The organism is Kribbella sp. NPDC056951 (genome assembly GCF_042674205.1).
Taxonomy (GTDB): Bacteria; Actinomycetota; Actinomycetes; order Propionibacteriales; family Kribbellaceae; genus Kribbella; species Kribbella yunnanensis.
In genome coordinates, this window is sequence record NZ_JBHUQZ010000001.1 from 795052 (window position 1) to 807594 (window position 12543).

The following is a 12543-nucleotide window of genomic DNA, read 5'->3' on the forward strand; positions in this document are numbered from 1 at the left end:
GCCGTAAGCATAGAGGAGGTTTCGTCAGCTTCCAAAACGAGTTCTGGAGGGCCCCGGACCGGGTGTGAGAGGGACCGGTCCGGGGCGGTTGGTCAGCTGGTGGCGTCGGGGGCGATCAGCTGGGGGTAGTGGGCAACGAAGAGGCTGTGGAAGGTGAGGGCGGGGAGGATGTGGCCTTGGGGGCGGGCGGTGTCGGCGACGTTGTAGGCCCAGAGTGCAGTGCGCATGCGTTGGGTGGGGGTGCCGTGGTGACCGGGGGCGCTGAAGCCGCAGTCGCCTACCTGGAAGAAGACCTGGCTGAACTGCTGGGCGCGCTTCCACTGGACGGCGCCGCCGCGGGCGTGGGCGAGGAAGTACGACGAGAACGCGTCGGCCATCAGTTCGGCCCAGCGGGAGGCTTCGGGGGCGGGGAGGTCGGTGCGCATCAGGTTGTCGGCGAACTGGACCTGGTGGCCGAATTCGTGGGCCAGGATTGCGCGGGGTGCCACGTCGCCCAGGCCGACCTTGGCGAAGCCGTCGAGGACACCGTCGCCGAGGACGATGCGGCGTACTGCTGTGGGGTACCCGGGGATGACCTCGCCGCCGGAGGCCGCGTAGGCGTTGAAGGTGAAGACGGGCAGGTCGCCCTGGTTGAGGGCTGGGGTGTTGAGCTGTACGGCGATCAGTTCGCCGACCGCCTGAGCCGTGGCCGGGTTGACGCCGTACAGGGCGGTGAGGACGCGGGCGCTCACTGCCGGGTTGAGGAGTGAGTGGCCGTGGGCGGGGACCAGTTCGATTCCGGCGGACGGGATGTCCCAGAAGGTCCGCAGACTGCGGTCCGTGCGGTTGACCTGGGCGGTGAAGTCACCGTCGGCGCCGTATGTGAACGGGCCGCTCTGTGGCAGGTAGACCGCATCGACCATGGGGATGTCGAAGATCAGTACGAGTGTTGCGGCCAGACGCTGGTCCGGGGTCCAGTTCGTCGCGTCGGGGAGGATTGCGGACAGTACGGGCGGCGGTGCGGCCGAGCACTCGTACTGCGTCGGGTCGATCGCGGCCAGTGCAGCGTCCTGCATCGGACTGCGAGTCAGGCCGAGCCGTGCCTGTCCGGCCTCGGCGAGTGCCTTCAGCGCCGGCAGTTGCTCGGCGACAGGGGACAAGGCAGGGGATAAGGCAGGGGACAAGGCCGGTGCTGCGGTAGCGCCGGTCGGCGCGGTGAGGCCGAGGGTGAGGCCCAGAGCGGCCACCACCGGCCAGACAAGGCGTTTTCTCATCGGGGTCTCCTGAAACGCGAGGGGAACAGAGCACGGTCAGTATTTGCCGGTGAGAGCGCGTGCACGAGACGCCAGTGGTGTCAGAAACCGGCATGGCGGGAACCTGTCGCCAGTGGTACACAGAGGCATGGACGCGCTCCGCGCACTAGACCTCTCGCCGGAGGCGGAGAAGCTCTACCTAGAGCTCCTGCAGCACCACGTAGAGCACCCAGCACAGCAGTACGTCGACGAACTGGCCGCGCGGGGCCTTGTCGAGCACGTAGGTGGCGAGGTCGTCGTCCGGCCGCCGAGGCTCGCCGTGGAAGCGCTCGCTGAGCAGCACGCGAAGCAGTCCGCACTCATAAGGGAGAGCGCGGACGTCCTCACAGACCTCTGGCGGGCGGCCTCCGGCAAGCAGGACCACCTGGAGCTCCTGACCACGTACGACGCCGTACAGTCCGTGATCGACTCGGTACAGACCGATGCGCAGCACCAGGTCCGGGCGATGACGATGGGCACGATCATGGCGCCGCGCAAGATGCAGATCGTGGCCGGCCTGTTCGACGCACTCAAGCGAGGAGTCCGGTACGACGTCATCTACGGAGCACACGTCTTGCAGAACGAGGCCGCACTCCACATGGCCCAGGAGTGCATCGACGCGGGTGAGCAGGCCAGGGTCTTCCCACGCGTACCGCTCAACCTGACCCTGGTCGACCACCGCTGGGCCCTGGTCGCCGCCCGCTCACCAGACGCCCGCCCGGAGTTCGTCGCGATGGTGGTCCACGAATCGGCGCTGCTCGAGGGTCTCGAGGGAATCTTCGAGGCGCTGTGGCGGATCGCCGTACCGATCACCAACACCACCGAGTTGAACGACGTCGACGCCGGACCGAGCCTGGAGACGAAGCGGCTGCTCACCTATCTGAGCGCGGGCCTGACTGACGAGTCGATCGCGCGCGAGGTCGGGGTCAGTGAACGCACCATCGCCCGGCGGATCGGGCGGCTCCAGGAAGCGCTGGGTGCGCAGACCCGGTTCCAGCTCGGCGTTCAGGCCAGCAGGCAGGGCTGGTTGTAGTCACTACGCTGGTGATGTGATCGAGATGACACGGGCGGACTTCGAGGTGCTGGTGGCCGAGGCGCTGGACGAGGTGCCGCCGGAGCTCGCGGCGTTGATCGACAACGTGGCGATCTTCGTGGAGGACGACCCGCCGCCGGGGGACCGCGAGCTGCTCGGGATCTACGAGGGCATCCCGTTGACGGAGCGCGGGCACTACTACGGCGGCGTGCTGCCGGACCGGATCACGATCTACCGGAATCCGACGCTGCGGATCTGCGAGACCGTCGAGGACGTCGTGGATGAGGTGAACATCACGGTGGTCCACGAGATCGCGCACCACTTCGGGATCGACGACGCGCGGCTGCACGAATTGGGCTACGGGTAGGCCAAAACCGCCGTACGGCGCGAACGTCGTACGGCGGTCAACAGAACGCTCAGGAGCGGCTGAAGAGCAGCTTCCAGGGCATCATGGCCGACTCGAGCTGCACCCGCAGGCTCATCTTCGAGACACCCTCGGTGCGCTCCTCGAAGTGGATCGGGACCTCCGCGATGCGCAGGCCGCGCTTCACCGTGCGGTAGTTCATCTCGACCTGGAACGAGTAGCCGTTGCTCTCGATCGAGCCGACGTCGATCCAGCGCAGGGTGTCGGCCTTCCAGGCCTTGAAGCCGGCGGTGGCGTCCTTCACGTGCAGCCGCAGTAGGGCGTTCACGTAGAAGTTGGCCCAGGCCGACAGCGCCCGGCGGTGCCAGCCCCACTCGGCGGCCGCGGAGCCGCCCTCGACGTACCGGGAGCCGATCACGAGGCCGGCGTCGGTGGTCCGCAGGGTCTCGACCATCAGCGGGATGACCGAGGCGGGGTGCGAGAGGTCTGCGTCCATCTGGATGACGATGTCGGCGCCTTCGTTCAGCGCGCGGGTGATCCCGGCGATGTACGCGCGGCCGAGGCCGTCCTTGGTGGTGCGGTGCAGTACGCCGACCTTGTCCGGCGACTCCTTCGCCAGTTCGTCGGCGACGTCACCGGTACCGTCGGGGGAGTTGTCGTCGACAACCAGCAGTTCGAGCCCGGGCAGGTTCAGGTCGGACAGCAGCCCGGCCAGAACAGGCAGGTTCTCCCGCTCGTTGTAGGTCGGTACGACGATCACGATCTTGGCTAAGTCACCCATGCCATTCCTTCTTCGGGGATACCGGACGCTACCGCACCTAACGGTCGAGACCATGAACGCGGTACGCCGAAGGCCGGTGTTGCCACCGGCAACCCCCGGAAGTCAGAGCTCAGCGAGGGCTTCGGCAGCCGATGCGAAGATGCGGAACTGCCCGCCCAGACCGGTGACGGCGAGCGGCCGATCGACCGGGCGACCGACGCCGACCAGGGCGAGGGTGATGTTGTGCCGGCCAGCCAGCGTGCGCGCCTCGACCAGGTTCCCGAGGCCGGCCGAGCTGAGGAACGTGACAGCCGAGACGTCGATCAGCACCAGCCTCGCCGGTGGTGCGACCGCGGCGCGGATCGATTCGGAAGCGAAGTCGGTGGTGGCGATGTCGATCTCGCCGGACAGGCGCACGAGCAGGACGCCCGGCTCCAGCTCTTCGGTGACCGCGTCGAACGTCGTTCTGATCATTTCGCCGTCCCGCGGCTCAGGCTGGCTTGTCACGCCGGTCTCTCCCCCGGGTAGTCCTGGCCGCCGGTCCGTCCTGGCGGGTTGTACTGCCCTGGGGCAACCGTATGCCCCGATGGCTTAACGTCACAACGCCTGCCCGACGGTTAACCCCGGAGCGTGACCACCCCGTTGTAAGCGCTACCAGAAAAGTCAAGCCCTGTAACGACGATGCTGACTGTCCCCGCCGGATGGTAGACAAAGAACATGGGCGTACTCGACGGCAAGGCAGCTCTGGTCACCGGCGGTTCGCGAGGCATCGGTGCCGCGATCGTACGGCGTTTGGCGGCGGACGGTGCCGTCGTCACATTCACCTATTTGAATAGCGAGGCCAAGGCGGCCGATGTGGTCGCCGAGGTGAAGGCGGCCGGCGGTCAGGCGATCGCGGTGCAGTCCGACCAGGCCGACGTGTCCGCGGTGCCCGAGTTGTTCGAGCGAGCGCTTGAGCCGACCGGCACACTGGACATCTTCGTCTGCAACGCGGCGCTGGCGACGATCTCGCCGATTGCGGACGTCACCGAGCCCATGTACGACGAGTTGTTCGCGACCAACCTGCGTGGTCCGTTCTTCGCGATCCAGCGCGCGGGTGAGGTGTTGCCCGACGGCGGCCGGATCATCGCGCTCTCGACACTCAACACGGCGATGCCGGTCCCGACCGTCGCCCTGTACGCCGCCAGCAAGGCCGGGCTGGAGCAGTTCGTGAAGATCGCCGCCCGCGAGTACGGCGCTCGTGGCATCACCGTCAACTCGGTCTCGCCGGGAGCCACCGCGACCGAGATGTTCTACGACAACAATCCGCCCGAGGTCCAGAACATGCTGGTCAGCGTGACCGCCCTGGCCCGGGTCGGTCAGCCGGTCGACATCGCCGACATCGTCGGTTTCCTGGCCGGACCGGACAGCCGCTGGCTCACCGGCCAGAACCTCCGTGCCAGCGGCGGCATGCTGATATGACCGCGGCAACTTTGACCGCGGCCACGCTGCTCGCCGAGATCGACGACGCCGCGGATCCCCAGGTCGCCGAGGTCCTCGAGCGCTACTTCCAGCTCCAGCCGGGCGGCTATGGGTACGGCGATCAGATGGCCGGCGTGAAGCTCTCCACGATCCGCGGACTGCTCAAGCCGTATGCCCGAGCCGCGATCCCGCTGGAGGATCTCGAGCAAGCCCTGACCAGCCCGATCCACGAGCACAGGCTGGCCATCCTCTGCCTGCTCGCCGACCGAGCCAGCCGGAACAAAGGCAACGAGCGGCCAGAGATCTACGACCTCTACCTCCGCAGCACGGCGTACATCAACAACTGGGATCTGGTCGACTGCAGCGCCTCCGAGATCGTCGGCGGCCATCTGCTCGACAAGCCACGGGACGTCCTGACGAATCTGGTCCACTCGGAGTCGCTCTGGGAGCGCCGCATCGCCCTCGTCGCGACCCACTGGTTCATCAGACGCGGTGAGAGCGAGGACATCTACCACCTCGCGCCCGAAGTCTTCGATGACCGCGAGGACCTGATCCACAAAGCGGCCGGCTGGATGCTGCGCGAGGCCGGCAAACGGGTGTCCGAGGAGGAGCTCCGCGTCTTCCTCGACGAACACGCACCGGCGATGCCCCGGACCATGCTCCGCTACGCCATCGAGCGGCTGCCAGCCGACGTACGAGCGAGCTACCGCGCGCGGCGCTAACACTTCGGCCAGGCTCGAAAGGACTGCTTCACCCCGTACGGCGGATCTACGCTGAGCGGACCCGAGTTCTGAGAGGTCCGCCCCATGAAGCTCATCCGTTTGGCCCTGCTGGCGATTCTGGTCGCGGCCGGCCTGATCGCCGTACCGACGACGGCGATGGCCGCCGATCCGGTCTTCCAGATGCCGATCCCGTGCGGTCTGCGCTGGACGACGGCCACGCACAGCGGTCACAACCCCAAGGAGAAGCTCGACATGGTCGACCCGGGTGGGAACACCCGCGGTACGACGGTCCTCGCGGCCGCCGCCGGCCGGGTCAGCGTCTCGACCTTCGTGGCCGACGCCGGGAACATGATCGTCATCGACCATGCGGACGGCTGGCAGACCCGCTACCTGCACCTCGATCGCCGTGATGTTGCTGTCGGCAACGAGGTGGCTCAGGGCGCGCCGATCGGGCTGGTCGGCAACACGGGCAGCGCGACGACCGGGGCGCATCTGCACTTCGAGGAGAAGCAGAACGGCGTCGTCAAGCAGGTCACGTTCGACGGTCACCTGGTCCCGATCACGTGGAGCTATGGCGAGCACTTCGAGACCAGCGCGAACTGCAGCGGTCCCGGGGACAGCAAGTTCTGGGTCGACACCTTCGCCGACGCCCCCGGGTATGCGAGCCCGGGTGTCGAGCCCAGCACCGGCACCCTGAGGAAGGGCACGAGCTACGTCTACTGCCGGGTCGAGGGCCCGGTCGTCCGCGTCGGCGACAGCTACAACAAGTGGTGGCTGAAGACCGACCTGGACGTCGGCCCGGCCAACCAGTACGTCTCGGCGTACTACTTGTCGCGCTGGGGCAACGACGAGGCCAAGGACAACTCCGGCCGCGATATCAAGAACTGCACGTAGTAGACGAGGGCGGCGAGCACCAGGTACGCCGGGACGAGCAGCAGCACGTCCTGGCTGACCAGGCTCGCCGACCACCCCGAGTCCCGCTTGGCGCCGTCAACGGTCAGCCGGTTCACCGTGAGGAAGGTCAGATGTGTTGCGACACTGGCCCACAGTGAACCGGTGGCCACGCGAGCGGCGATCAGCGTGAACCCGAAGATCGTCAGCAGGAACAGGTACGACGCGATGTCCTCGCCCGGGGGGACGAAACTCAGCGCCTGGGTGTTCTGCTCGAAGATGGTCCCGAGAATGAGCTGGACCGCCGATGAGATCCCCGGCACGAGCAGGAACAACGCGGTGGTCCCGACGGCAGCCAGCAGCCCGCGGTACCGCGATCGCAGCGCACTCCAGGTGTGACCCCGCAGGCTGAGCTCCTCCGGCAGAGCCTCGAGCAGCAGCGCGATGATCGTGTTCGTCAGCAGGAACAACAGCACGCGATGCAGTTCGAATCGGCCCCAGGTGATCCATCCGGCGAGCGTCCCCGCGCCGAGGACGATGGCAGCGCTGCCGCCCGTCACCACCAGCCCGTTGAGCAGCCCGCGCGCCGCGTTCCGCAGCCCCAGCTCCTGCCGCCGCCGGAAGGGCCGGATCAGCAGTACGGCGACCACCGCACACACCACCGCCGGCACGTACCGGTTGTGCACCGCCTCGGACACCGTGATCGAGCACCCCAGCGCAAACCCCATCGCGGCGGCTCCGAACGCCGCCCGCCACCACACGTTCACCCCGTACCTCCCCAGGTCGCTTGCCACCGACCATATCGCACGACCGTGTCAAAAAGATCCCGGTTTGTCGACATGTCGGCCAACGATCAGCGGGTGTGCGTGTACGGCGGTGCCTCCAGCGCGCAATGCCGGTGATGCAGGACCTGCACCGTACGGCGCTTGGTCCCGTCCCCGAGCGTGGTCCACGCAATGACCGCCCCGGCCACGGCGAGTACCGCGGAGATGATCAACGCCCGGTGAAAGCTATTGCTAAAGGCAACAGGATCCCGATACGACTCCCCGGTGATCCCCGCCGCCATCGGAATCGCGGCAACCGCCATCAACTGCGCCGACCGGGCAATCGCGTTGTTCACCCCGGACGCAATCCCAGCGTGATGATCCTCGACCGATGACAACACGGTCGCGGTCAATGGCGCGACCGTCGCAACCAGCCCAAGACCCAGTACGACGACCGCCGGCAGGACCGCGGTCACGTACTGCGAGCCAGGCGAGATCCGCAGCATCAGCAGGAAGCCACCCGCCATCAGCAACGGCCCCACCGTCATCGGTATTCGGGCCCCGATCTTCTCCGCCAATCCACCCGCATAGCCCGACAGGGTGAACATCAACGCGGTCATCGGTAGCAAGGCCGCCCCGGCCCACACTGCGGCGTACCCAAGGGCTGTCTGGAAGTAGACGACCACCAGGAACGTCGCCGTACCGAGGGCGCCATAGACAACTACGGTCACCAGGTTCGCCCCGGTGAAGCGTCTGTTGGCGAAGATGCCAGGTGGCAGCATCGGGTGCGAACTGCGCCGCTCGACCTCGACGAAGACACCGAAGGCAATCAGCCCGGCCGCCAGACTGGCGATCACCGACGCGTTGCCGAAGCCGCTCTCACCTGCGCGAATCAACCCGAACGTGAAGCCGGCCAAGCCGATCGTGGCCAGGCCTGCGCCACCGAGGTCGAGTTTGCCGGCCATCGTTTCGTCGCGGGTCTCCGGCACATGCCGCATCGTGACGAGGATGGTGACGAGCGCGATCGGTGCGTTGATCAGGAAGATCAGCCGCCAGGAACCGCTGTCCACCAAGGTCCCGCCGACGAACGGCCCAACGGCAGCCGCGACCGAGGTAAGCCCGGACCACGTCCCGACCGCCTTGCCGCGATCACCTGGCGCAAAAGTCGTCTGCAGGATCGCGAGACTGCCCGGCGTCAGCAGCGCGCCGCCGATGCCCTGCAGAACGCGCCCGGCGATCATCACCTCGAGGTTCGGTGCGATCGTGCAGATCACCGACGCCACCGCGAACCAGGCCACGCCGATCACGTACATCCGCCGTCGTCCGAGCCGGTCGCCGAGCGATCCGCTGAGCAGGATCAGCGACGCCAGCATCAGCATGTAGCCGTTGACGATCCACTGCAGACCGGCCATGTCCGCGCCGAGGTCCTTGCCCATCGCGGGCAACGCGACATTGACCACCGTGCCGTCGAGGAATGCCATCCCCGACCCGAGCGCCGTCGCCGCCAGCACCCACCGCGCTCGCGCGGTCCCCAATGCGATCCGTTCCTCCGCCATGAACTCACAGTAAGCGGCCCCTCGGACAAAACGACATCAGGGCAGGTCGAGCTGGATCACCACCAGTGCCTCGGCGACCGGAATGTCCGGCCGGATCGTCAGCGCAGGCGGGTCGCCGACCGCGCAGCGGGTCTCCGGAAGCAACGGGCAGACCGCGTTCAACAGCCCGGCCGACACCGAAACCGTTGTCGGCAAGGTGCTCTCGGCGGGCATGATCAGCGGGCGCAACGCGGCCGCGGCGCGCTCAGGTCGCTGCGGTGTACGGCGAACCGTCGTACCAGTCAGCCGATACGTCAACCGAATCTTCGTGGCGGCCGACGGCAGCGGCAGATCCCGAGTGGTCTCCACCGTGGTTGTGTCGAGCGGGATTTCGTGGTCATCGGCCAGCAACTGCAAGTCGGACGCGCGTGGCGCGGTCTTCGTCATCAACCCCGGCAACTGTTCCCCAGAAGTAGGAACCTGCAACTGCAGCACATCGACCGGCGCAAACAGCATCACGTCTTCGACCATGTCGAACGACCCGTCAGTCCGCGGTACGGCGGTCAGCCGGATCCCCGGCGCGGTGACGCCGGGACCCGGCGTCTCGGGCGTTTCCGACTGACCCGGCGGTGGAATGGCCTCGGTATCGCCGACTCCCGGACTGGGTGGCACTGGTTCGGGCTCCCCGGAACATCCGCCGAGCGCCAGGATCAGCGCAGCCAAGACCAACGTTCGTTTGCGATGTGGCATCACGCATCGCCCCCCAAGGAAACGGATCCGGTTGGGCGCACTGCCTCTGGCGGCCGGATCTGTTTGCGCTTACGATACGCCGGAATTCGCCGATTCTCGGCAATTGTGTGGGGACACTGTGAACGCGAACATCCAGGGGGCGAAATGTGGAAACGTAGCGTATCCGAACATCTCCGGGCGGTATTTTCGAGAATACCAGGTCCGGTAATTCTGGTGCTGGCGATCGTGGCGGCTCCGGCCGTCCTGGCGGTGCCGGCGCAGGGGGCCGCCGGAGGCAATGTCTACATCGTCCAGGGGCTGCCCGGGCGGAGTCTCGACATCAGCATCGACGGTCGTGAGGTGGCCACGAAGGTAGCGGCCGCCAAGCTGATCGGCCCGCTCGGCGTCTCCGCCGGGCAGCGCACAATCACTGCGAAACAAGGCGGAAAGGTCGTCATCGAACGCAAGGTGACGGTCGCCTCCGGCGGCAGTCTCGACGTCGTGATCCACCAGCCGGCCTCCCCGGGTGGCGCGCCCGTGATCACGTCGTACAACAACAAGCTGAATGCGGTCCCGGCCGATAAGGCCGCGGTCCGGGTCGCGCACACCGCCGCGGTCGGCCCGGCCGACATCCGGGTGAACGGACAAGTCCTGTTCGCGAATGTTGCGAACGGAGAATCACTCGACGTAGTCGTTCCGGCGGCCACTTACCGTGTCGAGATCGTGCCTGCCGGTGCAAAGTCACCTGTTGTTCTCGGGCCGTTGGCTTTGCCGCTGAAGGCCGGATATCTGACCCGGGTTTTCGCGGTCGGCGCACCGAGCCAGAAGACGATGACGGTCGCGGTCGGCGAGATCAAACTCCGCCCGACCGGATCCCCGAAGCCGAAGGTGGTCAACACCGGAGAGGGGCCCGACCAGACCGCAACGCTGGCCGGTGTCGCCCTGCTGCTCCTGCTGGCCACAGCGATCACTGTCAGAAGGGTCAAACGCCGCTGAGGAGGTTGCTGCTCGGGCTGCTGGTGTGCTGCTGCGTGGGCCTGGAGGGGTGCGCCGCGCAGTCGGACGGAGCTGTGCCGAGCGTCGGGGTGGGCGGCGGAACTGCGTCGTCCACCCCTCTCGAGCTCACGCCCACGGGCAAAGTCCCACCAGGCCGCGTCGGTACGCCGGCTCCCAGCCAGCGCATCCGATTCGTACCGACCGAGGTGGTGCTGCCCGGCGGCGCCCGCGCACCCGTCGTCCCGGCCGGCACGGTCAAGGACCAGCTGCAAGTGCCGTCCGGCGCGCAACGCGTCGGTTGGTGGGACGGCGGTGCCCAGGCCGGTGACCCGTTCGGCTCGATCGTTCTGGCCGGTCACGTCGACACCAAGACCGAGGGTCGCGGATTCTTCGCGCGCCTACGACAGGCCGAGCCCGGCGAGTACGTCGTACTGCGTGGTGCCGGCCGAAGCGCGACGTACCGGGTTGTTTCGAAGGTCTCGGTCCCGAAGGACGCTTTGGCGACCCGCAGTGGTGCCTTTGACCAGACCGGCGATCATCGGCTCGTCCTGATCACCTGCACCGGCGCTTATGACGCCGACAACGGCGGCTACGAAGACAACCTGGTCGTCACCGCGACCGCAGTCGGCCTGGCGAAGTAGGTCATTCGCCAACGACCTGCCGATCCGGACTCGAGAACGCGATCACGAAGATCGCTTCGTCGTCACCGAGATTGCGCGCGTTGTGAACGCGGCCGGACGGGATGCTGATCGTGTCACCAGGCCCCATGCGGACAAGTGAATCGTCGACGCTGTGCTCGATCGTCCCTTGCAGGACATGCAGAACCTCGTCGCAGTTCGGGTGATAGTGCCGAGGATTCTGCTCGCCAGGCCGGATGTAGCAGCGCCCGACCGTCATCGTCGTGGAGTTGCCCAAGGAACCGGACACCATCCACTCCAACCGTCCCCACGGTTGTTCCTCGATCATCATCGGTACCTTTCGTACAGGTCGAGAATCATCCGGGCATCGGCCAATGTCCCTTTCTGCACTGGCTTTCCGGCCAGTACGCTCTCGCAGAAGTGCACGACTTCCGGGACATAGCCGAGGTAGAACAGGTTCTTGTTGTAGAGCTGTCCGAGCGAGAACTCCGGCTCCCAGTGCAACGGGGCGACCTCGTCATCGGCGATGAACGACGCCGATCGCCCGTACGGCAGCTCGACGCCGCGCCGGTAGTAGGTCAGTCGGACGCCGTTGTCCACCACGACGTGGGCGCCGTCGCCGATCACCTCGACCCGCTCCAGCGGCGCACCGGGTGCCGAACCGGCCGCGAGATGCAGCGACCCGATCGCTCCGGATTCGAACAGCAGGCTGGACACCGAGGCCCCGGTTCGCGGCTCCCATTCGTAACTGAGCCGCCGTACCGGACCCATCAGATAGGTGAGGATCGCGGCCGGATGGAAGATGTGGTCGAGAAACCCGATCATCGCGACGTCGTCGGACCGATCGGCCGGCGCCGGAAGCGCCTGCGGATAACGCACCGCGATCGAGCTGGCCGGTCCGAACGCAGGATCGCGCAGGATGGCCGCCACCTTCTCGATTGCCGGAGTGAAGATCTTCTTCAGCCCGGTCATCACGGTCAGCCCGGTCTCGTCGGCAACCGCCTGCAACCGATCCAACTGCGTCATACCGGCCGCCGTCGGTTTCTCCATCCACACATGCGCTCCGGCCCGCAGACAGTCCTCGGCCAAGGCTGTCGCCTGTACGTCGCCGGTGTCCGTGTACGACGTGACGATGAAGACCGCGTCGGGTCGTTCGGCCGCCAGCATCGCGTGGTGATCGGCGTACGCCGTCGGTGCGCCGAAGCCCCGTGCGTAGGTCTGGGCGCGGTCGAGGTCGACATCGCAGATCGCGACGAGCTCGACCGGCGCGTACTGGAAGGCCGGGTAGACGTTGCGATACGAATGCCCGCCGGCGCCGATGAATGCGCAGCGCAGCCGCTCGGCGTACTCGAACTGATAGGTGACGCTCATGGGGTCAA

Annotated in this window: 15 protein-coding genes; 7 read left to right on the forward strand and 8 right to left on the reverse strand. The window is 66.9% G+C overall.

Annotated elements, in window-relative coordinates:
• Positions 1 to 92: 92 nt before the first annotated feature.
• Positions 93 to 1253: a hypothetical protein gene (locus ACFTSF_RS03835; protein ID WP_380152346.1), complete on the reverse strand. Its 1161-nt coding sequence runs from the start codon at positions 1251 to 1253 to the stop codon at positions 93 to 95.
• 127 nt (positions 1254 to 1380) lie between these two features.
• Between ACFTSF_RS03835 and ACFTSF_RS03840 the strand changes: the two genes are divergently transcribed.
• Positions 1381 to 2304, forward strand: a complete 924-nt coding sequence (locus tag ACFTSF_RS03840) for a LuxR C-terminal-related transcriptional regulator (RefSeq protein WP_344153179.1) — start codon at positions 1381 to 1383, stop codon at positions 2302 to 2304.
• Positions 2305 to 2320: 16 nt separating this feature from the next.
• Positions 2321 to 2671, forward strand: a complete 351-nt coding sequence (locus ACFTSF_RS03845) for a metallopeptidase family protein (RefSeq protein WP_344153182.1) — start codon at positions 2321 to 2323, stop codon at positions 2669 to 2671.
• Between the two features lie 49 nt (positions 2672 to 2720).
• Here the strand turns inward: ACFTSF_RS03845 and ACFTSF_RS03850 are convergent, their stop codons facing one another.
• Positions 2721 to 3449: a polyprenol monophosphomannose synthase gene (locus tag ACFTSF_RS03850; protein ID WP_380152347.1), complete on the reverse strand. Its 729-nt coding sequence runs from the start codon at positions 3447 to 3449 to the stop codon at positions 2721 to 2723.
• Positions 3450 to 3551: 102 nt separating this feature from the next.
• A complete protein-coding gene (locus tag ACFTSF_RS03855; protein WP_344153188.1) occupies positions 3552 to 3902 on the reverse strand; it encodes an STAS domain-containing protein in 351 nt (116 codons plus the stop codon).
• A 243-nt stretch (positions 3903 to 4145) separates the two neighbouring features.
• Between ACFTSF_RS03855 and ACFTSF_RS03860 the strand changes: the two genes are divergently transcribed.
• The 3 genes from ACFTSF_RS03860 to ACFTSF_RS03870 all read left to right on the forward strand — a co-directional run bounded on the left by ACFTSF_RS03860 (position 4146) and on the right by ACFTSF_RS03870 (position 6505).
• Positions 4146 to 4889: an SDR family oxidoreductase gene (locus ACFTSF_RS03860; RefSeq protein ID WP_344153191.1), complete on the forward strand. Its 744-nt coding sequence runs from the start codon at positions 4146 to 4148 to the stop codon at positions 4887 to 4889.
• Positions 4886 to 5611, forward strand: a complete 726-nt coding sequence (locus ACFTSF_RS03865; protein WP_380152348.1) for a DNA alkylation repair protein — start codon at positions 4886 to 4888, stop codon at positions 5609 to 5611. The genes ACFTSF_RS03860 and ACFTSF_RS03865 overlap by 4 nt, the downstream gene beginning before the upstream one ends.
• An 84-nt stretch (positions 5612 to 5695) precedes the next feature.
• A complete protein-coding gene (locus tag ACFTSF_RS03870; RefSeq protein WP_380152349.1) occupies positions 5696 to 6505 on the forward strand; it encodes a M23 family metallopeptidase in 810 nt (269 codons plus the stop codon).
• On the opposite strand, the gene ACFTSF_RS03875 is transcribed toward ACFTSF_RS03870, so the two are convergent.
• The 3 genes from ACFTSF_RS03875 to ACFTSF_RS03885 all read right to left on the reverse strand — a co-directional run bounded on the left by ACFTSF_RS03875 (position 6436) and on the right by ACFTSF_RS03885 (position 9551).
• On the reverse strand, positions 6436 to 7269 hold the full coding sequence (locus ACFTSF_RS03875) for a type II CAAX prenyl endopeptidase Rce1 family protein (protein ID WP_380152350.1): 834 nt from the start codon (positions 7267 to 7269) through the stop codon (positions 6436 to 6438). The genes ACFTSF_RS03870 and ACFTSF_RS03875 overlap by 70 nt on opposite strands.
• An 86-nt stretch (positions 7270 to 7355) precedes the next feature.
• Positions 7356 to 8822 carry an MFS transporter gene (locus ACFTSF_RS03880; RefSeq protein ID WP_380152352.1) on the reverse strand — a complete coding sequence of 489 codons (1467 nt, stop codon included), beginning with the start codon at positions 8820 to 8822 and terminating at the stop codon, positions 7356 to 7358.
• 36 nt (positions 8823 to 8858) lie between these two features.
• Positions 8859 to 9551 carry a hypothetical protein gene (locus tag ACFTSF_RS03885; RefSeq protein ID WP_380152353.1) on the reverse strand — a complete coding sequence of 231 codons (693 nt, stop codon included), beginning with the start codon at positions 9549 to 9551 and terminating at the stop codon, positions 8859 to 8861.
• Between the two features lie 213 nt (positions 9552 to 9764).
• Between ACFTSF_RS03885 and ACFTSF_RS03890 the strand changes: the two genes are divergently transcribed.
• A complete protein-coding gene (locus ACFTSF_RS03890) occupies positions 9765 to 10526 on the forward strand; it encodes a DUF4397 domain-containing protein (protein ID WP_344153209.1) in 762 nt (253 codons plus the stop codon).
• Between the two features lie 74 nt (positions 10527 to 10600).
• Positions 10601 to 11167 (forward strand): class F sortase, encoded by a 567-nt coding sequence (locus ACFTSF_RS03895; RefSeq protein WP_380152354.1) that lies wholly within the window; start codon positions 10601 to 10603, stop codon positions 11165 to 11167.
• A gap of 1 nt (position 11168) precedes the next feature.
• Here ACFTSF_RS03895 and ACFTSF_RS03900 read toward each other — a convergent pair whose 3' ends face one another.
• Entirely contained in the window at positions 11169 to 11492 is a 324-nt protein-coding gene (locus tag ACFTSF_RS03900; RefSeq protein ID WP_380152355.1) for a cupin domain-containing protein, read from the reverse strand.
• The gene (locus ACFTSF_RS03905) at positions 11492 to 12535 is read right to left on the reverse strand and encodes a Gfo/Idh/MocA family protein (protein ID WP_380152356.1); all 1044 of its coding nucleotides are present in this window, start codon (positions 12533 to 12535) and stop codon (positions 11492 to 11494) included. The genes ACFTSF_RS03900 and ACFTSF_RS03905 overlap by 1 nt, the downstream gene beginning before the upstream one ends.
• Positions 12536 to 12543: the final 8 nt, after the last annotated feature.

What these genes read in the sequence shown, in the direction of transcription:
- ACFTSF_RS03835 (WP_380152346.1), bottom strand. Translation starts at nt 1,253, where the DNA reads ATGAGAAAACGCCTTGTCTGGCCGGTGGTGGCCGCTCTGGGCCTCACC.
- ACFTSF_RS03840 (WP_344153179.1), top strand. Translation starts at nt 1,381, where the DNA reads ATGGACGCGCTCCGCGCACTAGACCTCTCGCCGGAGGCGGAGAAGCTC.
- ACFTSF_RS03850 (WP_380152347.1), bottom strand. Translation starts at nt 3,449, where the DNA reads ATGGGTGACTTAGCCAAGATCGTGATCGTCGTACCGACCTACAACGAG.
- ACFTSF_RS03855 (WP_344153188.1), bottom strand. Translation starts at nt 3,902, where the DNA reads ATGATCAGAACGACGTTCGACGCGGTCACCGAAGAGCTGGAGCCGGGC.
- ACFTSF_RS03860 (WP_344153191.1), top strand. Translation starts at nt 4,146, where the DNA reads ATGGGCGTACTCGACGGCAAGGCAGCTCTGGTCACCGGCGGTTCGCGA.
- ACFTSF_RS03865 (WP_380152348.1), top strand. Translation starts at nt 4,886, where the DNA reads ATGACCGCGGCAACTTTGACCGCGGCCACGCTGCTCGCCGAGATCGAC.
- ACFTSF_RS03870 (WP_380152349.1), top strand. Translation starts at nt 5,696, where the DNA reads ATGAAGCTCATCCGTTTGGCCCTGCTGGCGATTCTGGTCGCGGCCGGC.
- ACFTSF_RS03880 (WP_380152352.1), bottom strand. Translation starts at nt 8,822, where the DNA reads ATGGCGGAGGAACGGATCGCATTGGGGACCGCGCGAGCGCGGTGGGTG.
- ACFTSF_RS03885 (WP_380152353.1), bottom strand. Translation starts at nt 9,551, where the DNA reads ATGCCACATCGCAAACGAACGTTGGTCTTGGCTGCGCTGATCCTGGCG.
- ACFTSF_RS03900 (WP_380152355.1), bottom strand. Translation starts at nt 11,492, where the DNA reads ATGATCGAGGAACAACCGTGGGGACGGTTGGAGTGGATGGTGTCCGGT.
- ACFTSF_RS03905 (WP_380152356.1), bottom strand. Translation starts at nt 12,535, where the DNA reads ATGAGCGTCACCTATCAGTTCGAGTACGCCGAGCGGCTGCGCTGCGCA.